At 37.9% G+C, this 21,615-nt stretch carries 20 protein-coding genes; 8 read left to right on the top strand and 12 right to left on the bottom strand.

Annotated elements, in window-relative coordinates; translation table 11 throughout:
- Positions 1-93: 93 nt before the first annotated feature.
- The gene (gene gyrB, locus NF867_RS17760; protein ID WP_252589744.1) at positions 94-2,055 is read right to left on the bottom strand and encodes a DNA topoisomerase (ATP-hydrolyzing) subunit B; all 1,962 of its coding nucleotides are present in this window, start codon (positions 2,053-2,055) and stop codon (positions 94-96) included.
- A 292-nt stretch (positions 2,056-2,347) separates the two neighbouring features.
- On the opposite strand from gyrB, the gene NF867_RS17755 reads away from it, so the two are divergent.
- Positions 2,348-2,803 carry a QcrA and Rieske domain-containing protein gene (locus NF867_RS17755; RefSeq protein WP_252589743.1) on the top strand — a complete coding sequence of 152 codons (456 nt, stop codon included), beginning with the start codon at positions 2,348-2,350 and terminating at the stop codon, positions 2,801-2,803.
- 135 nt (positions 2,804-2,938) lie between these two features.
- Positions 2,939-3,538 (top strand): OmpH/Skp family outer membrane protein, encoded by a 600-nt coding sequence (locus NF867_RS17750; protein WP_252589742.1) that lies wholly within the window; start codon positions 2,939-2,941, stop codon positions 3,536-3,538.
- Between the two features lie 100 nt (positions 3,539-3,638).
- Here NF867_RS17750 and NF867_RS17745 read toward each other — a convergent pair whose 3' ends face one another.
- Entirely contained in the window at positions 3,639-4,028 is a 390-nt protein-coding gene (locus NF867_RS17745; protein ID WP_252589741.1) for an RNA-binding S4 domain-containing protein, read from the bottom strand.
- A gap of 158 nt (positions 4,029-4,186) precedes the next feature.
- Here NF867_RS17745 and NF867_RS17740 point away from each other — a divergent pair, with 158 nt between their 5' ends.
- The 4 genes from NF867_RS17740 (at position 4,187) to NF867_RS17725 (ending at position 7,896) form a co-directional block, all read left to right on the top strand.
- Entirely contained in the window at positions 4,187-5,008 is an 822-nt protein-coding gene (locus tag NF867_RS17740) for a 2,3,4,5-tetrahydropyridine-2,6-dicarboxylate N-succinyltransferase (protein WP_252589740.1), read from the top strand.
- A 78-nt stretch (positions 5,009-5,086) separates the two neighbouring features.
- Positions 5,087-5,716 (top strand): hypothetical protein, encoded by a 630-nt coding sequence (locus tag NF867_RS17735; protein ID WP_252589739.1) that lies wholly within the window; start codon positions 5,087-5,089, stop codon positions 5,714-5,716.
- Between the two features lie 69 nt (positions 5,717-5,785).
- Entirely contained in the window at positions 5,786-6,343 is a 558-nt protein-coding gene (locus tag NF867_RS17730; protein ID WP_252589738.1) for an L-threonylcarbamoyladenylate synthase, read from the top strand.
- Positions 6,344-6,441: 98 nt separating this feature from the next.
- The gene (locus NF867_RS17725; RefSeq protein ID WP_252589737.1) at positions 6,442-7,896 is read left to right on the top strand and encodes a CCA tRNA nucleotidyltransferase; all 1,455 of its coding nucleotides are present in this window, start codon (positions 6,442-6,444) and stop codon (positions 7,894-7,896) included.
- A gap of 66 nt (positions 7,897-7,962) precedes the next feature.
- Here the strand turns inward: NF867_RS17725 and creD are convergent, their stop codons facing one another.
- From creD to NF867_RS17705, 4 genes are read right to left on the bottom strand one after another with little or no spacing between them, the layout of a single operon-like run.
- Positions 7,963-9,393: a cell envelope integrity protein CreD gene (gene creD / locus NF867_RS17720; protein WP_252589736.1), complete on the bottom strand. Its 1,431-nt coding sequence runs from the start codon at positions 9,391-9,393 to the stop codon at positions 7,963-7,965.
- Positions 9,394-9,424: 31 nt separating this feature from the next.
- The gene (locus tag NF867_RS17715; protein ID WP_252589735.1) at positions 9,425-9,949 is read right to left on the bottom strand and encodes a ubiquinone biosynthesis protein COQ4; all 525 of its coding nucleotides are present in this window, start codon (positions 9,947-9,949) and stop codon (positions 9,425-9,427) included.
- 50 nt (positions 9,950-9,999) lie between these two features.
- Complete coding sequence (locus NF867_RS17710) at positions 10,000-10,302, bottom strand: winged helix-turn-helix domain-containing protein (protein WP_252589734.1); 303 nt, start codon at positions 10,300-10,302, stop codon at positions 10,000-10,002.
- 28 nt (positions 10,303-10,330) lie between these two features.
- Positions 10,331-10,975 carry a hypothetical protein gene (locus NF867_RS17705; protein ID WP_252589733.1) on the bottom strand — a complete coding sequence of 215 codons (645 nt, stop codon included), beginning with the start codon at positions 10,973-10,975 and terminating at the stop codon, positions 10,331-10,333.
- A gap of 296 nt (positions 10,976-11,271) precedes the next feature.
- Between NF867_RS17705 and NF867_RS17700 the strand changes: the two genes are divergently transcribed.
- Positions 11,272-11,934, top strand: a complete 663-nt coding sequence (locus NF867_RS17700) for a plasmid pRiA4b ORF-3 family protein (RefSeq protein ID WP_252589732.1) — start codon at positions 11,272-11,274, stop codon at positions 11,932-11,934.
- A gap of 85 nt (positions 11,935-12,019) precedes the next feature.
- Positions 12,020-12,937: a tRNA (adenosine(37)-N6)-dimethylallyltransferase MiaA gene (gene miaA, locus NF867_RS17695; RefSeq protein ID WP_252589731.1), complete on the top strand. Its 918-nt coding sequence runs from the start codon at positions 12,020-12,022 to the stop codon at positions 12,935-12,937.
- A 7-nt stretch (positions 12,938-12,944) separates the two neighbouring features.
- On the opposite strand, the gene NF867_RS17690 is transcribed toward miaA, so the two are convergent.
- The 6 genes from NF867_RS17690 to NF867_RS17665 all read right to left on the bottom strand — a co-directional run bounded on the left by NF867_RS17690 (position 12,945) and on the right by NF867_RS17665 (position 21,503).
- A complete protein-coding gene (locus tag NF867_RS17690; protein WP_252589730.1) occupies positions 12,945-13,598 on the bottom strand; it encodes an NUDIX hydrolase in 654 nt (217 codons plus the stop codon).
- Positions 13,599-13,648: 50 nt separating this feature from the next.
- Positions 13,649-15,061: an MDR family MFS transporter gene (locus NF867_RS17685; protein ID WP_252589729.1), complete on the bottom strand. Its 1,413-nt coding sequence runs from the start codon at positions 15,059-15,061 to the stop codon at positions 13,649-13,651.
- A 125-nt stretch (positions 15,062-15,186) separates the two neighbouring features.
- Entirely contained in the window at positions 15,187-16,455 is a 1,269-nt protein-coding gene (locus NF867_RS17680) for a DUF6600 domain-containing protein (protein ID WP_252589728.1), read from the bottom strand.
- A gap of 641 nt (positions 16,456-17,096) precedes the next feature.
- Complete coding sequence (locus NF867_RS17675) at positions 17,097-17,540, bottom strand: hypothetical protein (RefSeq protein ID WP_252589727.1); 444 nt, start codon at positions 17,538-17,540, stop codon at positions 17,097-17,099.
- Positions 17,541-17,565: 25 nt separating this feature from the next.
- Complete coding sequence (locus NF867_RS17670; RefSeq protein ID WP_252589726.1) at positions 17,566-18,735, bottom strand: DUF5009 domain-containing protein; 1,170 nt, start codon at positions 18,733-18,735, stop codon at positions 17,566-17,568.
- A gap of 155 nt (positions 18,736-18,890) precedes the next feature.
- Complete coding sequence (locus NF867_RS17665; RefSeq protein ID WP_252589725.1) at positions 18,891-21,503, bottom strand: AsmA-like C-terminal region-containing protein; 2,613 nt, start codon at positions 21,501-21,503, stop codon at positions 18,891-18,893.
- Positions 21,504-21,615: the final 112 nt, after the last annotated feature.

The raw sequence follows: 21,615 nt of genomic DNA, 5'->3' as shown, positions 1-21,615 counted from the left end.
AATTCTCAATCAAAAAATATACAGTCAATTCTCGGCAACTAAAAAGGCTGCCCCTTTTGAGACAGCCTCTATTTGAATTATTTAATAATGCAATTAAGCATCGATTTTGGCATATTTTGCATGTTTCTCAATGAATTCACGACGAGGAGCAACTTCATCACCCATTAAGACTGAAAAGATATGGTCGCATTCTGCAGCATTTTCAATTGTCACCTGACGCAATGTACGGGTATCAGGGTTCATGGTAGTTTCCCACAATTGTTCAGCGTTCATCTCTCCCAAACCTTTGTAGCGTTGGGTGTTAACACTATCTTCTTTTCCACTGCCTTTTAAGCGCTCAATAGCAGCTAATCGTTGGTCTTCCGTCCATGCATATTCAAAGTCCTTGCCCTTTTTAACCATGTATAAAGGAGGAGTTGCAATGTAGATATAACCAAACTCAACCAGCTCTTTCATGTATCGGAAGAAGAAGGTAAGGATCAGTGTGGTGATGTGAGAACCATCCACATCGGCATCCGTCATGATAATAATCTTGTGATAACGGAGTTTAGTGATATTTAGAGCCTTATCGTCTTCAGGTGTTCCAATACTGACACCCATAGCGGTAAAGATATTCTTGATCTCATCGTTTTCGTAGATCTTATGTTCCATTGCTTTTTCCACGTTTAGGATCTTTCCTTTTAGTGGTAAAATAGCTTGGAAATTACGGTTACGACCTTGTTTTGCCGTACCACCCGCCGAATCACCCTCCACCAGGTATAATTCACAAGCCTCAGGATCATTGTTCGAACAGTCAGACAGTTTTCCAGGTAGACCTGATCCTGTCATAACGGTTTTGCGTTGCACCATTTCACGTGCCTTACGCGCGGCAGCACGAGCCGTTGCGGCAAGCACCACTTTTTGTACAATCAGTCGGGCCTCTTTAGGATGCTCTTCTAAATAAATATTTAAAATTTCACCTACAGCCTGATCTACCGCACCTGTAACCTCATTATTTCCAAGTTTAGTTTTAGTTTGACCTTCAAACTGTGGTTCAGCAACCTTTACTGAAATAACCGCAGTTAATCCTTCTCGGAAGTCATCACCGGTAATTTCAACCTTAAGGTTTTTCAGTAAGCCACTTTTATCGGCATAGCTTTTTAAAGTACGGGTTAAACCTCTTCGGAAACCAGCTACGTGCGTTCCACCTTCAATAGTGTTAATGTTGTTAACGTAGGAGTGAACGTTTTCGGAGTAAGTACTGTTATACTGCAGAGCAAGTTCTACTGGAATTCCGGCTTTGTTACCATCAATGTAAATAGGCTCCGGAATCAAAGGTTCACGAGTACCGTCCAGATAGGCAACAAACTCTCTTAAGCCACCGTCTGAATAGAAGGTGTTAGAGACGAAAGAGCCATCATCATTGGTTTCGCGTTCATCGGTTAAGGTAAGACGAATTCCTTTGTTCAAAAAGGCTAGCTCCCGTAAACGGGCAGCTAATGTATCATAATTGTAAACAGTTGTAAGGGTAAATATCTCACTGTCGGGAGTAAATGTAACTATGGTACCGGTTACATTTGTGTCACCTACTGTTTTAACATCGTACTGAGGTTTTCCTTTTTCATATTCCTGCACCCATACTTTGCCATCACGATGAACTTCGGCTTTTAAATGGATAGATAATGCATTTACGCAGGAAACGCCCACGCCATGCAGACCACCTGAAACTTTGTAGGTGTCTTTATCGAATTTACCACCCGCATGCAATACAGTCATTACTACCTCTAAAGCCGATTTTTTCTCTTTAGTGTGCATGCCTGTCGGAATACCACGGCCGTTATCTTTTACAGTAATTGAGTTATTTTGATGTATGGTAACGTTAATATCATTACAATATCCGGCTAATGCCTCGTCAATTGAGTTGTCAACAACTTCATAAACCAAATGGTGTAAGCCTTTTACGCCCACATCGCCAATATACATGGCTGGGCGTTTGCGTACGGCTTCTAATCCTTCAAGAACCTGAATATTATCCGCTGAATAATTCGCAGCTTTTGTTTCTGCTGTTTCGCTCATGTTATCCTATAGTTACAAAAGTTCAAAGATACTCTTTTTAGGCCTCTTACCGAAATGAAAAGCGCCTATTAAGACCTCGATATTAGTAATTTATTAGGGATTATTAAAGCATTCTGAAATCATAATTATTAACATTTTTCAGGGGTCGAAAAGTATTATAAATAATGGGCTCTTTGCTTGTTTTTGTGTCGAAATATTTGAAGGTCCTTACATTGCTTTTTATTGATTTTTTCAGATCAGGCAACTTTTGTAAAGTTTCATCCGTAAACCTATTTGATAAAACAATTACAATATGAAACGCAATGAATTCTTGTCTAAACTTGGTATTGGGGCCGCTATAATTTGTGCCGGAAGTTTGTTGGATGCCTGTGGTGGTGGAGATAGCGCAGAACCCAATAATAATAATGGAGGAAATAATGGAAACCCATTAAACTTTACGCTAAATATTGACACCGATTTGCCCAATGTGGGTAGTTCAAAAACCAAACAAGGAGTGATTGTAGTACGTACTGCAAATGCTGTTGTGGCTAGTTCGTTTGTTGCATTGGAGGCAGTTTGTCCGCATGAACATGGCTCGATTTTTTACGATGGTACCAACAATCGTTTGGAGTGTAGCTTACATCAAAGCAGATATCAACTGGATGGTGCCGTTATTAATGGTCCTGTAAATGCTTCGGGAAGTACCAGAACATTGAAAAAGTATAAAATTGAGATTACTGGAAATATAATGACGGTTACTGATTTATAATTATCAAAGTAAGGAACTAGCTTTAGTTTTAATTAAGGTTCACAATTTTATTCTGATATTTTTTAAAAACAACTTTCAGAAAGAATTTTGAAAATGGTTTGAATAATTATATTTGCCGCAAAGTCACTATTAGATATGAACCTTAAAAAATCAATTGCTCTTTTACCAATAGTTGGTGTAGCTATTTTGGCTGCATGTTCTAACAACAACAGCGGCACGGCAAATCAAAAAGCTGATTCGACCGGAGTTAAAACCGAAGGTGTTAAATCAGAAATTATAGTTTACGTTAATTCAGACTCTTTACAGAAGCATTACAACTACTTTGTAGATGTTAAAAAGAGTTTAGAAGCAAAAAACACGCTTCGTCAGCAACAATTTGAAGGCAAAGGCCGCTCATTTCAGCAAGAAGTGGCAAATGCACAACGTGCTGCCCAAGGTATGACTCAGGATCAACAACAACAATTGAGCTTGCAATTACAAAAGAGACAACAAGATCTAGGGCAGTTGCAACAAAGTTTGGCAGGCCAGGCTGCTAAAGAAGAACAGGAAGAAACCGAAAAATTGTACAATAAAATTACTGAGTACCTGAAGAAATATTCAAAAGATCACGGCTACAAAATGGTGATATCTTACTCAAAAGGTAATAGTGCTATTTTATATGCAGATGAAAGCCTTGATGTTACTAACGATGTGTTGAAAGGCTTGAATGAAGAATACAAAGCTGAAAAGAAATAATTAATTTTATTTTAATTTCATTTCATGTTGCGGGTTGCGGACAATAGGATGTTCGCAACCCGTTATATTTCACACTATACTAAAGGCACTTTCAAACTATTTAATCGCCACTATTCCGTAATTCATCCAAATCACGCCTGTCGCGTTTGGTAGGTCTGCCTGTTCCTCGTTCGCGCGTGAAAACAGGAGCAGTGAATACCGACATATGCCTCGCTTCGGTATTTACGGGACTTAAGTCTTCGTAATATAAAATTGCTTTTTTTGCTTCTACACGGCTTTCTAACAAACCAGTAACTTTAACAATCTTTTTCTCAATACCTTTTTGAATATGATAAACCTCATCGACCTTAACTACGTGTGCGGGTTTTAAATTATTGCCTTCCAATTTTACTTTTCCACCTTTGCAGGCCTCGGTTGCCAGACTGCGGGTTTTGAAAATTCGAATGGCCCATAAATATTTATCAATCCTTAGTTTTTCACTTTCATTCATACTGCAAATTAACAATATCGTGATTTAATATCACGTTTAATTATAACAGATAAATGAGATTAGGGTTCAGAAATCTTGTTTAAAATTGCGTTATTTGCAACGGATTTTACCTTAAGTCCTTGTATTCAAAAAAAAGTTCATTTTTAAATTCCTTACAAATGCCGTTAACTGCTTTAAAAGACAAAGTTGAGAAAGCTTGGGAAGATCGTTCCCTGCTTAACTACAGCGATATCATTTTAGCTATCGAAGAAGTTATAGAATTATTAGATAAAGGTCAATTGCGCGTTGCTGAACCGGTAATGGGTGGTTGGCATGTGAACGAGTGGGTGAAGAAGGCAGTAATTATGTACTTCCCAACTCGTGAGATGGAAGAAATTAAGGCTGGTCCTTTTGTTTTCTATGATAAAATTAAATTGAAAACAAACTTTAAAGAGGCTGGTGTTCGTGTGGTTCCTCATGGTCTTGCACGTTATGGTTCTTTCCTTGCTAAAGGAGTAATCATGATGCCTTCATACGTAAATATTGGTGCATACGTTGATTCAGGTACCATGGTTGATACCTGGGCAACTGTTGGTTCATGCGCGCAAATTGGTAAGGATGTGCATTTGAGCGGTGGTGTAGGTATAGGTGGTGTTTTGGAGCCAGTACAAGCTTCTCCTGTTATTATTGAAGACGGTTGTTTCTTAGGTTCACGCGCTATTGTTGTAGAAGGTGTGCACGTTGAAAAAGAAGCTGTATTAGGAGCCAACGTGGTTTTGACAGCTTCAACCAAAATTATTGATGTGACAGGTTTAGAACCTAAAGAATATAAAGGTTTAGTTCCTGCACGTTCGGTTGTAATCCCAGGAAGTTATACCAAAGAATTCGCTGCAGGTAGCTACCAGGTTCCTTGCGCCTTAATTATTGGTAAACGTAAAGAAAGTACCGATAAGAAAACTTCATTAAACAATGCTTTACGTGATTATAACGTAGCGGTTTAGTACAGATTTTTTAGAATATTTTGAAACATAGTCCATAAATTACCTTTATGGACTATGTTTTTTTACAGCTATTTTGTTATGAAAAGAATACTTCTGTTTATTCCCATTCTTTTTTTCTGTTCACTCTCAAGTGTTTTTGCACAGAAAGAGGCTTTTATTGATACCATTTCACAGAAAATATGTAATGAGCTGAAAGATGTTCAGTTAGATAAACTATCACCCGATTCGGTCACAAGTTTATTTGGGAAAGTGATGATGAAAGCTTGTGCCGACCATATGGGAACTCTTTTAGAGTATTATGATTTGATGGGAGCGAACTCTGATGTGGCAGCAGAACAATTGGGTAATGATGTTGCTAAAAATTTGATGAAAAATTGTCCCCGTTTTCTCGATTTTGCTCTGAAAATGGCCAATGAGAAAAAAACGCCCCTTCCAATAGATACGGAAAGTGCGACTTCTAACTATAATGGAAAACTGAGCAAAATAGTAAAGGGTGATTTTTACAAGTTTATTTGTGTAAATGAACAAGGATTACAGGAAACATTTTATTGGCTACAGCATTGCGGAGCCGAGAAATTACTACCCGAACCGAATAAATATATTGGTAAAAAGGTTAAAATTAATTTTATAGAAGTTTCTTATTTTATTCCGGCAGAATCCAACTATAAAAAGATAAAGATGATGGTTGTTTTTGATTTGCTTAATTAAAACTTCAGTTAATCTATCAAAATTAAAAGGCGTAGTTTTGCCGTTAAAATGTATTGAACATAAATCAATATGCAAAAAGAAATAGAAAGTGCGCTCGAAGTGTTAAAATCAGGAGGGGTTATTTTATATCCTACCGATACCATTTGGGGTTTGGGCTGCGATGCCACAAATCCTGAGGCCGTAGAAAAGATTATTCAACTTAAAAAACGAGAAGGGAAAAGCTTTATTGTTTTACTCGAGAATCTTAATGATTTATTCAGATACGTAAAGGATGTTCCTGAAGTGGCTTATGAACTAATTGAACTATCAGAAAAACCGTTAACAGTTGTTTTTGATGGGGGGAAGGGACTGGCTCCAAATGTATTGAACGAGGACGGAAGTGTAGGCATCAGGGTGGTTAAACATCCTTTTTGTGAGCAGCTTATTCGCAAGTTCCGCAAGCCTATTGTTTCAACTTCTGCTAATATCAGTGGACAGCCTTCTGCTATGAGTTACGATGAGATTTCCGAGGAAATTAAACAAGGTGTTGATTATGTTGTTGATTTCGAGAGAAGCAAAAAATCAACTTCTCCGTCATCAATCATAAAGCTGGGCAGTGGAGGATTGGTTAAAATCCTGCGGAAATAGTATAAAAGAAGATAAAAGTACAAAGTTAGAAGTACAGGGAAGATGGATCTTTTAGATCAGCTAACTGCTCATAACTAAAAGCTAACAACCTAATTAGAATGAGAAAACATCTCAATCATCCAATTTTTAAAACAATATCAGAAGAAGCGCAACGATTAAATATTGAGGCATTTGTTATTGGTGGTTTTGTGCGTGATATTTTTTTAAAAAGGCCATCAAAGGATGTTGATATTTTAGTGTTGGGCAATGGTGTTGAATTTGCCACCGCAGTAGCAAAAAAAGTAGGTCTGGAAAAACGCTTGGCTGTTTTTAAGAATTTTGGTACAGCTATGCTTAAACTCGAAGATCTGGAGGTTGAGTTTGTTGGTGCACGCAAGGAATCATATCGTTCACATTCACGCAAACCAATTGTAGAAGAAGGCACACTGCAGGATGATCAAAATCGCCGTGACTTTACGATAAATGCAATGGCCATCCGGTTAAATGACGGCAGTACTTTTGGTGAGTTGGTCGATCCGTTTAATGGAGTGATCGATTTGGAATATAAAACGATTAGAACTCCTTTAGATCCGGATGTGACCTATTCAGACGATCCCTTGCGAATGATGAGGGCCATTCGTTTTGCTAGCCAATTGCATTTCGATATTGAAGAACAATCACTTAAAGCTATTACAAAAAATAAGGAACGGATTAAAATTGTTTCGGCGGAACGAATAACGGATGAGTTGAACAAGATTATCCTATCCAAAAAACCGTCTATAGGTTTTAATCTTTTGTTTGACACCGGTTTACTGGAGCTGATATTTCCGCAAATGGTAGCTTTACATGGTGTTGAAACCATCAATGGCCGATCGCATAAAGATAACTTTTACCATACGCTAGAGGTGTTGGATAATATTTGTAAATCTACTGACGATCTATGGCTACGTTGGGCAGCCATTTTACATGATATTGCAAAACCTGCTACCAAACGATATGATCCTGTACATGGCTGGACTTTTCACGGACATGAGGACAAAGGTGCGCGGATGGTTCCTAAAATTTTCCGTCAGTTGAAACTTCCGTTGAATGAAAAGATGAAACTGGTCGAAAAATTAGTGCTGCTACATTTGCGTCCTATTGTTTTAGCGCAAGAAATTGTTACCGATTCGGCTGTTAGAAGACTTCTATTTGATGCCGGTGAGGATATTGAGGCGTTAATGAAACTTTGCCATGCTGATGTGACCACTAAAAATGAGTTCAAGATCAAAAAATACAAACGCAATTTCGAACTGGTTCAGCAAAAGCTTAAGGATGTTGAGGAGCGTGATAAAATGCGCAACTGGCAGCCACCGGTTTCCGGAAACGATATTATGACTATGTTTCAGTTGTCGGCAGGTAAGGAAGTTGGAATTTTGAAGAACTTAGTACGAGAAGCGATTTTAGAAGGAGAAATTAAGAACAACAGGGAAGAAGCGCTCAACTTTATCGTTCAAAAAGGAGTTGAAATGGGACTGATTGTATACGACAGGGCTCCAATATCCGAAGAAGAAAAAGAAAAGAAACACGTATAAATAATATTCGGGCAAAGATCTTTTAACGGATTATTGTCTTTGCCCGAATAACAATGTTTTTAAGGTTTAATTAGTCTGAACCTCAGGTTTTCTGAAATCATACCAGTCCACCCTTCTCGAAATAAACATCACCAATCCTAATATTACAAATAAACCGATACTGCCAATTAACAAGGCATAATCTTCCATTTGCAATAAAATGTAGAGGAATAAATAAAGGGCCGAAAGCAAAGATCCCATGAGAATTGAGAGACCTCTACTTTTAAGCACTGTTCCCGAGAACCAGGTGATTAGTAAAATAGTTGCGGCAGAAGCGATTGAATAAGCTATTCCAAATGATAAATGCTCGGTAAATGAAAGCAACAGCGTGTAAAAGATCACCAAGGCAAATCCAACCAAAATATACTGAACAGGGTGAATCCGTTTTTTGTTTACTAATTCGATAAAGAAGAAGGCTGTAAAGGTTAGGCCGATAAACATTAACGCGTACTTTGCAGAGCGATATACCTTTTGATAGAAATCAACAGGCATTAACAGGTCAACGCCAAATGAATAATTGTCTATAACTGCGTTCTTTGCTTTATGTTCTCTTGTTTCAGTGGTCATGGCGGCGGCATCCAACTCTTCTTCAGCATTTGGGAAACTATATAGATCTCCTGTCCATTTTTGAGGGAAATTTCTATTTAGCTCCAGTACTTTCCATTTTGCCGAAAATCCTTTTTCGGTGACTTCACGGCTCTCCGGTAAAAATGCTCCTGAAAAACTAGGCGAACTCCAAGGCGAGTTCAGTTGAATATTGGTTTCTTTGCCTAATGGCCAAAAACTTAATTTACTGCTTCCATTTAAATTAATACTAAAGCCAAATTTTACTCCAGACTGCAATAGAGCACCTTCTTCCAATGGAAATGGAATGCTTAAGCCCGAATCAAAAACGCCACCTCTTTCTATACCCGGATTTACCGTATATGCCTTATCGTTCAGGTTTACCAAAACGGTTTCTTTTATACCTCTTAAATCACTAATGTCAATGGATATAAAAGCATCTTTCCATGAGATACTTTCAGGAACCACTTTCAATCCGTTCAAATCAGGAGTGATAAAATTCCCTGAAAAATTAAGTTTTCCGTTGTACAAGATCGCCTCGTAAATTCCATAATATCGGATTGAAGGGTTAATATTTCCTTTTACATCAAGTCGTTCCGGTAGAAAATGCAGGTAATCGAGTGTGATCTCTTCTTTGCCATTGGCGTCTTTGGTTAAAGTCCGATATGGCACATTTAGAATTGGCCCGGCTAGGGTTTGCGCCTGTCCCCATTTCGAATAGATATCGTTTACTGCATGATCTCTGCTTTCAGAACGCTCTATAACAAGGTTCTGAATCATTACCGAAGGGATTAGTAATAACAGGCTAATAAAGCCGACCATCATTAGTTTAATAATAATGGCATTACGCTCGAAAAAGGTTGGTGCCGGTTGTTTTGTTTCTGAGGTTTCCATGATTCTATGTGTGTTAATATTTAATAAATTCTTATCGTTGAACAGTAATTGCTATAGGTTTTAAGGGCGAAAAGAGGTTGTCTTTGTTAGTGTATTTTAAAGCTGTAATGGGCAGGTGTTTTTTAATTTCAGCAATGGGACAATGAAGAAGCGGGAAGAAGTCAAGATTATGAAAAGCGGAGAACGATCTACCTTCCTTGTATCTACTAAAAAACAGCGAAAACTGGTTGGGGTAGAATAAAGTCCCTAATAGAATTACCGATTTTAGATAAATACTCTTCTTGCCATTTCCAAGCAAGTAATATTGCAAAGCAATTTCTTCGATCACTGAAGTGCCTATGCCTGATAAAACATGGAAAACATCATGATTTTCTAATTTGGCTTGTAGTTCGAAATCATTTTTCGTTAGAAAACAACCTAATTCATTTCCTAATGATCCTTCCGGAAAGTCAAGTAATTGTTGAGGCGAAATGTTCCAGGCCTTATTGTTTTTAAAAAGAGCTTGATAAGGCTTTTTGCTAAGATTATAAAGACCGATTATGATGAATTTTCTCATTTTTTAAAATTAAAAGTACTTTGTATTTCAAAGTTGTTATGCAAAAAAAATTATCTGTTAGAATTTAGCAATTGCTCAAGGCTGTTCAGGTGTTCGACAAAAGCCTTTTTACCTAAATCAGTTACTGAATAGGTGGTGTTCGGTTTTTTACCAATAAATTGTTTAGTTATCATAATGTATTTAAGTTCTTCGAGTGCTTTTGAATGGCTGGCCAAATTACCATCGGTTACATTCAATAGTTCTTTTAAGGTTGTAAAATCAATGGTTTCGTTTACCATTAAAACCGACATAATGCCCAATCTGACCTTGCTTTCAAAGGCTTTGTTGAAATTGTTAAACAGATTTACGACCATTGGTTTCTATTAATTTAAGCGTTTAAGTTTAGGCTGCCGAATCGTATTTGCGGTACATCACTAAGCCATAAATAATGTGCATTACACCAAATCCTAAGCACCAAAACCAAAATCCATATCCGGTTACAAAAAGGTTGATCAGTCCAAGTGCGATTTCAGTTAAGCCTAAATACCTGATGTCGCCAATGGTATACTTGCTGGCATTAAAAAGAGCCAAACCATAAAAAATCAGCATGCTTGGAGCAATCAGTTTATAATTACCATCAAGCAATAAATAAATAGCGAAAACACCACCAGTGGCTAATGGAATGGCAAGGTTAATAGCCAACCGTTGCGCCGATTTATCCCAAATAGATTGCTGCGCTTTAGCCGCTTTCTGTTTGGAGAAAATAAAGGCGGTCACTATTGATAAAATCAAAATGAGCAAAGCATCGATCAGGCAGAATAATAAAAAACTGTTTTGAAGCGAAAACTCTGGTGAAAAGTCCTTAATCGGAATTCGTAAATGATTATAATGGATATTTGCCCAAAATGCAGCAGCCGCGCCCAATAAAGCATAACCACCGGCAAAAATACCCGATAAACCACTTAGCGAAATAAATTTTGAAGATTTCTCCATTAAGCTCCTGATCTCAGTTAAGGATTCAAGGTGCTTGTTTACGTTTATGTCCATTTAAAAAGAACTTTGTATTGCAAAGTTAAAAATGAGAATGAAAACGCCAAATTAGATTGAAAAAAAAATTTGATTGAAAATTTATCTAATAAGAAGTAAAAAATGGACTGCTTGTTTTTATAAAAGCCGTTGTTTAGCAGTACTTTATGTACTTTTTGTAAGGCATTGTTCATTGATTCGGGTGAGTTTCCTATTTTTGCAAAAAAAACCGGTAGTGCGTAGCATTCAGAGAAATTGATCAAAGCCGGATATTTAACCTGTTAATAAACAAATAGAATTTCATAAACAGTATAATAATGGCTATCTATCGATTCAGAGTTGCTTTTGAAGATTACGACGCGGTTAGAGAAATCGACATTAAATCGAATCAAACATTCGAAGATTTTCACTACGCCATTCATAAATCAATAAATTTTGATGCAGGGCATCCCTCGTCGTTTTATGTGAGTAATGATCAATGGGTTAAAGGTGAAGAATTAGCGTTTATGCCAGCTGAACGTAAAGTTTCGCAGGGCATAAAGTTGATGAAAGACTTTAAGCTTAGCAAATTCATTGATGATCCACATCAGAAATTCTATTATATTTCAAATTTTGATCGTCCATTCGATTTTCATGTTGAGCTTTCTAAAATCTTTTTAGAGCCCGAAGCTGGTGTTGAATATCCTGTTTGTGTTAAATCAACCGGTGATGTTCCAAAACAATTCCGCGTTTCGGCGGTGGCTGCAGCAGCAAATAAAGACCCTTTAGAAGTTTTGGAAGATGAATTTGACATTGAAGAACCGGAAGAACTAGATGAGTTTGGTATTGATGTAGAAGATTTTTCATCAACAACATCATCAAAATCAGATGATGAAGATAGTCAAGAAGAATCAGAAGCAGGCGAGGATGATGATGAGTTTGGTGAACTGGGCTTTGGAAGTGGCTCTGATGATGAGTATGGCGAACGTGATGATTATTAACTAGTTCATAGGAAATAGACCATAGTTCATAGTAATGGTATTACAATCGAATCTATGAACTATGATCTATGAACCATGAGCATTTATGAAGAATAAGAAACTTATCGTTATTGTAGGGCCTACCGCTGTAGGTAAAACACGCGCAGCCATTGAGCTGGCGAAGTATTTCAACACCGAAATCCTCTCGGCTGACTCCCGTCAGTTTTTTAAAGAAATAAGCATAGGTACCGCCAAGCCGGATGAATCTGAACTGGCAGAAGCTAAACATCACTTTATTAATTCTCATTCTATTTTTGATGAAATAAATGCCGGAAGGTTTGAGGTAGAAGCCCTTGCCTTATTGGATGATTTATTTCAGAAGTATGATACTCTGATCATGGTAGGTGGTTCAGGTTTGTATATTAACGCCCTTTGTGATGGTTTAGATGACTTGCCTAAAGCTGATGAAACCCTGCGACAACAAATTGTTGACCGTTATGAACTCGAGGGTTTAAGCTATCTACAAACAGAGGTTGAACGATTGGACCCAGAATATTTTAAGCAGGTGGATGTAAACAATCCACAGCGTTTAATGCGTGCTCTGGAGGTTTGCTTGATGACCGGAGAGCCTTTTTCAGCTTTTAGAAAAAAAGAAAGCAAAGAACGTTCATTCGAGATCATAAAAATTGGTCTTAATCTTCCCCGCGAAGAACTGTACGAACGCATAAATCATCGTGTTGATCTAATGGTGGAAGCGGGTTTACTTCAAGAAGCGAAAGTGATGCATCAGCATAAAGATATCTATGCTTTACAAACAGTTGGTTACACTGAGTTATTCGATTATTTTGAGGATAAGCATGACCTGCAACGTGCATTGGAACTTATTAAACAAAATACACGAAGGTTTGCCAAACGACAAATCACCTGGTTTAACCGCGACAAGAATACCCATTGGTTTAAGCCTGAAGAAGTAAAAGAGATTATTTCTTTCTTAGCAACCGAATATGGAGTAAGGGCTGAATAGTTTAAGCTCAGCTATTGCCTGTTAATCTTTCAGCTTCTTTTACAATCCATCGGAATTCGTTCATAATCATTGCAGTTGCTCCCCAAATGGTTTTATTCTCCAACAAAAAGCAAGGTGCTTCAAACTGTAAACCTTGCGAATTGGTTACTGATACCAGTCCTAAATGTAAATCATTCAGTAAATCCGCTATCGATACAGTTACTATTTCGTCTACTTCCTTATCGTCTTTTATTAAATCGGGTTGATGATCTTGATAACCCACAATTACATGAATTAAAAAGCGGCTTGGAGGCACATAAACAGGAGATAGAGCTCCAATAATTTTAACAGTTGATTCAATAATTCCGATTTCCTCATTAGCCTCTCGTAGTGCAGTGGCAATTGGTGAGCTATCAAAAGACTCCATTTTTCCTCCGGGAAGGCCAATTTGTCCGCTGTGAACACCGTCATAAATCGGTCGTTGGATAAATGGTATTAGAATGGAAGTTGCTTTTGGGTATAATAAGATTAAAACGCTGCTTTGTCGGGCATTTTCCAGGTCGTATCCCTTCTCATAATCAGGCAACCTGACGAAGGGTACCATTTGCAAATGAGCCTCTTTACCGGGCAACGGATGTTGTAATTGGCTTGATAAGTTCTTTATGAATGAATGAAAATGCACAGTGAAATTGATAGGTGAATAAAGATACTATTTCGGCTTAAACCTTTTGGCTAAATGTTGTTTTGCTCTTTTTTAGCAGTAACAATATTTTTTGATGGGATTTTACTAGCCGGAATTAATGCCAGTAAAATGAGAATTAATGAAACAGTAAATCCGCGGTGTAAGGCAAATTGTTCAGCCTCCATAGTAGAAAAGCCTAAAGCTATTTTATTGTTATAAACATTTTGATGAGTGAAAGTGAGCATGGCAATACCTAAGGAGCCTCCCACCTGTAGTAAAAGACTGTTTATAGAGGAGGCCATAGCAACCTGTTCGAGTTTTACCGAGTTTACAGTAGCCGATGAAATCGGACTGATTAAAAGGCCCAAGCCCAACCCACGTAAACAAACAGCAATAAGAATGGATGTTAAGACGCTGCCTATGCCCAAGGTTGAAAATTGAAATGTGGAAATAGCCAATATTAATAATCCTGATATGGTCAATCCCCGTGATCCGTATTTGTCGGCCAATGTGCCCGAAATTGGCATTAGCAAACCCATAACTAAAGCACCCGGAAATAAGATCAAACCCGATTGCAGTTCGTTGTATCGTAAAAGTCCCTGCAGTAAGAAGGGCGCCAAAAACAAACCACCGAATAAGGCGGCAGAACGGGCAATGGTAACCAGGATGCAGCTTACAAACCGTGTGTTCTTAAAAAGTCTCAGGTTGATGATTGGTGATTCAGCCCTTTTCTCAACCTTTATAAAATAGATAAATGATGCAACCAATATGACGAATAAGCCAATTATTTCTATCGAAAATAAACCGACGTTCTCAAGTCTTACCAGCACTAATTGCAATAATAACAGGAAAACGGTTAGACTTGCAAATCCTTTAAAATCGAATTTGAGATACTTTTTAGGAACCTGCCGTAGAAACCCCAGGGAGTAAAAACACATTCCGATAGCTACAACACTAATAGGCAAATTGATCAAAAAGATGCTGTGCCAGCCAAATTCACGAGTTAGAAAACCACCTAAGGTTGGGCCTATAGTTGGTCCAACGACCGATCCCATACCCCACCAACCAATTGCTTTGCCTCGTTCTTCTTTCGGAAACACGGTCGACATGATGGCCATGGCAGTAGGAGGAAGGCTGCCCCCGCCAATTGCTTGCAATACTCTTGATGCTACCAGTATTTCTAAGTTGGCAGAAATTCCACAGAGCAAGGAAGCCAGCGTAAACACTACCAATCCGCCAACGTATAAATTGAAAAAGCCAATCCGGTCTTTCAGCCAGCTTGTTAAGGGCATAAAGAGTGAAAAGCTTAACATGTATGCCGTAACCACCCATTGGATCTGGTCCATGCGGCAATCAAAATCTTTACGAATAATAGGAAGGGAAACATTAACAATGCTCGAATCGAGTGAACCCATCAGGGTACCGATCATTAGAGTTGACAGAATAACATATTTATTCTTCATCTGCCGATGTTGGAACGCTAGGTTTAAAGATACTAATCTGTGGGGGCAATTTATAAGTAGGTATAAAAAAGGCCCGAACCTGATTGTCCGGGCCATTACAAACTAAACTTGGTGTCGATCAAACACTAATTTCTTCCTCTAGGCCTGCCTTCACTATGAGATTCGTTGCGTTCTGAACGTTGTTGCTGACCTCTGCTCGATCTTTCAGGACTTTGAGAGCTGCTGCTTTCTCTGCTATGTCGTTCTTGTGATTGTGAAACCTGACGATATTCAGGTTGAGAACGACGCTCTTGTTGTTGTGGTTGCTGTTGAGCATATCGTTCAGTTTTTTGCTGGCCTTGCTGATTATAATCACGTTGTTGATTCGGTCTGCTATCGTTTCTACGACTATCAGGTTGCTGATTCGTCCAGTTGTCATTTCTGCGATTTTCCTGTTGTGGAGCCTCTGTGCGTTGACGACTGTTTTCGAAACGGTTATCAGTTCTATATGAATCATTGCTACGGTTGTTATCGTAGCCATATTTTGGTCGGCTATTTCCAGGGTAATCGTTACGGCTACGTGGTTGTGTTTCTCTATTTGCGAAATATTCTTTACCTCTTATATCTGCAGGACGACAGCTTGGACGATTAACAATTCGTGGACGGTATACGTAAACGTTTTGATTATCGCATCTGGTGCTACGCGGCTCGTGACATTCGCGAACAGGAACCGGACGAGTATAGCAGCCGGGACGACTATTGTACTCGTGTACTCGTGGGCCGCAAGTGTAGCGGGTGCGGTTATAATAACTGTAATTGTTAACCACGGTTACATTTCTAACAATGGTAATGTTGCTGTAAACAGGCGCACAGTAAGCAAATAAGCGAACGCTTGAAATATAACGTGGTGGAGCAAATACCCAATAGTTGCTTGGAATGCTTCCGATATTTATTGAAACATTAATGTTCCATCCCGGAGCCATAGGTGCCCATCCGTAGTAATCACTGTTTGAACTCCAAACTACCCAGGCAGGAGCCCATTCGTAACCAGGAATCCAATACCAACCTAAATAAGTATCAAATTTCCAACGTCCGTAATGGAAAGGTGCCCATCCCCAACTATAATCCGACGCCCAGGTCCAGCCAATTTCACTCGAAACCCAGTGACCACCCGAACGATAAGGCATAAAATCAGGACCCATATCCGGACGCCAAACGTAGCCATACTGGTTGTCGTAAATCCAATCGCCGTAAGGACTTAATTCATCATAAAAAGTTTGGTAGCTTACATCACGATCATCCTCATCATATTGCTGTCCACCGTAACCTTGCGCTGATGCATTGCTAATACCCATACAAAAGGACAAGCCTAACGTTACTAATGCAGCTACCAATGTAAATTTTATAGTTTTCATATTGATCCTTTCTTTTTATAACCGCTTTGGGCGGTGTTTCTAATACTATGACGATTCAAATAAAAGAAGGTTGTATGATAAGAAGATGAAAAATGGAAGAAAATGAGTAGGGTTAAATTGTTTTATTGATAAAGTGTTGTGTATTAGTATTTTGTTGCGTTTTATGCTTTTGTTTGTATTCTAAACGTTACAATATTGGTTGAAAAAAGCTATTCTTTCGATCGGCATTAAGGTGAATTTTATGAGTAATAATGGTAAGAAGCTTGTAAACTGAAGCAGAGCGATTCCACAGCTTAAAACATGAATGATAACAGTAGAACGTTTTGGTGGTTAATATAGAAATAATATGTACATCAGATTGCTTCATCTAATTTGAATGAATACAAGGGATTTTTGCTTGTGAAGAATAGCCATTTTCATTGTTGTAAAGCATAATTGCGGAACAATTGGAGCAGTTTCCCTTTGAGTTAGCGGTTGTGCTTATTTGTTTAAGGAACATTGCTTCATCGGGTTGAAAAGGTCCTTTCTATCAATGACATGTTCCTTTCGGAGAAAGGACTTTTTCATCTCTGTTAAGCATAATTGCTATCTGTTGAAGGAATTTTGCTATCTGATGAAGCAATTTTTCTATCTGTTAAAGCTTAGTCTCCTAATTCAAATAAATCTGGATTTTTAGTCATCCATATCCCCAAAAGCGACGCTGACAATCCTATTCCTATCTCTATTAAACCTATACACACTTTGTTAAACGGGGAGTCGATAACATAGTTTTGAGGATTTTTTTTGGCATAATAAATAACTAATGAATCACTTCTGTTTAAATTATAGCCATCATAGGGCAGCATATATTCTACTGTATTTGGTTCATGGTTACTATCGTTAAATTTAATAATAACAATTTTTTTATCTCCACTATCTGAGTCATTAACATACATGCTATCAATAACCGCATTTGTTTTTTTTCCATAGAAAACTAAATAGGAGTTATTAGTCAATTCGTACAAGCCAAATAATATGAAAATGATACCTATTATTAAAAAGCCTCTTCCTGTAAAAACCTTAAGGTATGTGTCTTCCGCGTTCAATTTTCTTTTATAATAGACTATAATCCTACAATTTCAACTTAATCTTCCTTTTCTCTAACCAACCGGTAATCAAAATAATAATGAGTGAATACAGTAAACATTTAATAATCCCGATTCCTCCGGTTCTTAGTATTTCAGGTAATTGCCAACCAATAAGAGTGAAAATAGGGTAATGAATGTAGGGCAACAAATAAGCTGTTAAAGTAGCGGTTCCTGCGGGTTTTAAACTATTGAACCAGTTTTCTTTACCCTTTATATCAACCAGCCAAATTAAAAGCATGAAAGCAATAAGTGTAATACCCGAACAGATAGTGGTCCATGATGGAGTGCTGCGCAATTTAGAAATCCCCCAAAGCGGACGTGTGCTAAAACCGTAGATAAACATTACAAGGGCAAAACCGCCTAAAAGCAACCAAAGACTGCTATTTTTATCGCTATTCTTTTTATAGATAAGTCCAGCCAGAATACCTCCCATTACCAGGGTAGCGTTTGAGCCATCGCCCATGAGCCAGAAATGTAGATTTTTAGGTATATAGTTTAAATGAAAGGCCGAATTGATGGCTATTAAAGCAATTAAGCTGATAATTACCGCAACAACGTTTCCCTTACAAAGAACATGAATAGAACTGCATAAAAGGTACGCCCAGCCAATCAAACCCAAAATTCCCCACCATTGGTGTGTCATCCAGCTTGGATGTGCAGCGTCTCCTCCTTTATAAATCGCAGCCAGAATAATCAGCATTAAAATTCCGGTTCCTTGTAATAAAGTTTTTTTGCGCTTATCGAAATCTTTTGGATAGGCCAGCCAGATCAGGAAGAAAGCAATGGTGATCAGTATTTCCCATATAGGTTTTGAAAGAATTGCCTCCGGATTATAAGTTTCGAGGTTAACATGAAAGAAACCAATAATCAATAATGCCAAAGAGCGAATAGCTATATGCTTTAGAATTTCAAAAGTTGAATCGCCTTTTTTTAATCGGTTTTCAACTGCAAAGGGAATTGATAAACCAACAATGAACAAAAATGCAGGGAAAACGGTGTCAGCCAAGCCCATTCCATCTGTGTTTACGTCAACATGTTCGAGCCATTTTGGGATGCCGATTAAAGTCCAAAGGTCATTTACAAAAATCATCAGGAACATGGTCAATGCACGAAGGACATCAATAGAAGCTAAGCGGATGCTTTTTATTGTCATTGCAATTGTCTTTTTAAAAAATAAGCAATATTTAAAATGTTAAAATAAAATAATTTTAAATGTTTTGAAGTATTATTTTGAAGTACTGAAGGTTAAGTGCATAAAAAAAACCATCAGATTAACTGATGGTCTTTAAAAGAAAAGGTTCGTTTCTATTAACTTCCAAAGAAGCCTTTAAGTTTATTTTTAATTTCTGATTTTACTTTTTCGGTAGCTTGTTTTTTAACGGTATCTACCTTTTGTTTGGCTTGCTCTGTAGCTTGCTCTTTCAATTTAGTCACTTCTTCTTTTACCTTAGTTTCAGCTTCGGCTTTCTTTTGATCAATTGCCTGCGCTAAAACAGTTTGAGCAGCTGATTTGCCATCGCTACCTCCTGCTAACTGTAGTTTAACAGTTGGCTTGGTAATACTTCCGCCTAATATGGCATTTACCTTAACGGTTTCGCCTACAGAAACATTCGTTCCGGTTTTACTATTGAACTGTGAAACCAATGAATTAACAGTTGCATTGGCCTGAGAGCCTAGCATACTGCGAGGAACATTTAATGCCAATTTGTAATCCATTGATTGATCAATACCGTTTGAACCCTGAACATTCATCAGGAAATCGCCTTTCTTAATATCAAAAGGAGAAACTTTTAAACGGCCGTCTTCAATTCGGAATTTGGCTAACAGGTTATTTACTTCGAGTTTCTTGAACTTATCAGTGTTTAAAGCCATCGAAAGCTTATTCATCGGTTCAAAGCCTTCAACAATCGCCTGAATAATATTGGTCATACCTTCGGCATTGATCGAAGAATAAACCGGCATCATGTTCTGATTTAAATCCGTATTGAATTTAAGGTTAGTTGAGAATGAACCGTTGGTGTATTTAGCAATCGGCGCCAGCATTTTAACGGTGTTAAACGTTGCAAAGGCCTTTTGAATGTTCATTTTATCAATTCCGAAAGCAATATCCACTTTTGGTTTTTTAGCATCGGTGGTTGCATAAGAACCGTTCATGGTTACCGAACCGTCCAGCATGTTCAGCGACATATCCTTGAAGAAAATCGTTTTGTCTTTAACGATCATCGCACCACGTGCATTTTGTATGTCCATGTTATCATATAGCACACGGGCAACTTTAGCTGTCATGGTGAAATCGATATTTCCAGGAACTTCAACAACACTCAGCTTAGTAGTATCATTTTTTGTTTCAACTGCTGCCGGACCCATCAATTCATTAACATTGATCAGGCTTGATGTTACATTGAAAGTTCCTTGTAAAGGCTGATCTTTCTTGAATACATAGGCCATGTAATTATTCACTGTTCCATTTGCCTGAAAATCACTCGCACCAACTTTAGCCGATAAATTGCTTAAGGTAATGTTTTTAGGATTGAAGGTCATGCTGGCTGAAGGAATGCTTACCGGTTTTGGAACATTGGCACCCGAGTAGTTAAACGCCGTTAAAGCCATTTGTCCGCTTGCTTTAAAGTTTTCATATTGGCCTTTGTCAATTGACGATTTACGACCATTGGCTTTTAAATCCGCATCTAAAACACCGCTTAATTGCATGTCTTTCATCGGGAAAATGGTAGTCAGTTGTTTTAAATCCAATTTACCTTTCATTGCCATATCAATGTATGGGTCAGAAACAGGATTTTGAACTAACAACTGTCCGTCAATTGGAGCGCTACCAAATTCCATATGGAAAGCTGGGACTTTAATTTCGGTATGGTCAATCACTCCATCAGGGTTATTGATAGTGGTTTTAACCTGGATATTGTTGATTGCAGAAGGTAATGAAGGATATTTAATCTTACCGTTTTCAACCAATAGGTTAAGATTAAATGCTGGTAATGATTTTTCGTTATAAATACCTTTGGTAAAACCATCCATGGCAAATTTACCCGAAGCCTGAAGATCTTTGAAATTAGCTGCGTAAATGGCCGGAATTAATGAAAGGAAATGTTTTAAATCTGATTTCTGAGCATCGAATTTAAAGTCGATTACCATATCGCCGTTTGCCGGCATGGCTAAACTACCCACAAACGAAAGTAGCAGCTCGTTTAACTTAATTTCATTTTCTTTTAAGGTAAACTTCATTTGCTTCATGTCCATCTCAATAGGAAGTTTTGCATCGAGGTTTACTTTATTCAAATAAGGAATACCTCCGTATTTAACCGTTAATTTTTCAATAGACGATTCGGTTTCAAGTACGAACAGATCCTGGGTGAAATCACCTTTGCCGCTGTGATTAAGGTTGTCAAGTTCCATGAAAAACCCTAAAGAAGCATCGTCGTAGATTACTTTACCTTCATTGATACTATATTTCTTTAAAGCAGCTTTAAAAGTAGTAGGCTGTGATGGGGTAGGTTCTGCTGGTCCCGGTTTAGCAATGTCCCAGTTGGCTTTCCCGCTTTTGAGCACTTTTGCATAAATCGAAGGCTTATCCAATGAAACTGAACGGATATCAAAAGTTTCACCCTTAATTACACTCATTAGGTTAACATCAATTTGGAGTTGCTCAATGTTAGCCAGCGTGTCGGTAGCAAAACTGTCAACTCCAATCACGGTAAGGTTATTTAATTGTAAACCTAAATTAGGGAAGGAACTAATCAAAGTTAGATCGAAGTCTTTAAAATCAACTTTAGCGTTAACATTTTCGTTGATCGATGTTTTTACTTTAGCGACGATGCTATCTTTGAAAAAATAGGGCACAGCAATGGCTGCTGCCAGTAATACCGTAATTACAATGGCACACGTAATAAGTATTTTTTTTAACATGTTTGGTAATATGGTTTGAGTATGATTTGATTAGTACTGTTTAGTACTTAAACGAATAAAAACGACTAGGGTTATAAAATTTTAGCAATAAATAAGTGATATTTTAAGATAT

It is taken from the genome of Solitalea agri, assembly GCF_023914155.1.
GTDB classification, from domain to species: domain Bacteria; phylum Bacteroidota; class Bacteroidia; order Sphingobacteriales; family Sphingobacteriaceae; genus Solitalea; species Solitalea agri.
Note: the sequence above shows the minus strand (reverse complement) of the source record. Positions and strands in the feature narration are given on the sequence as shown.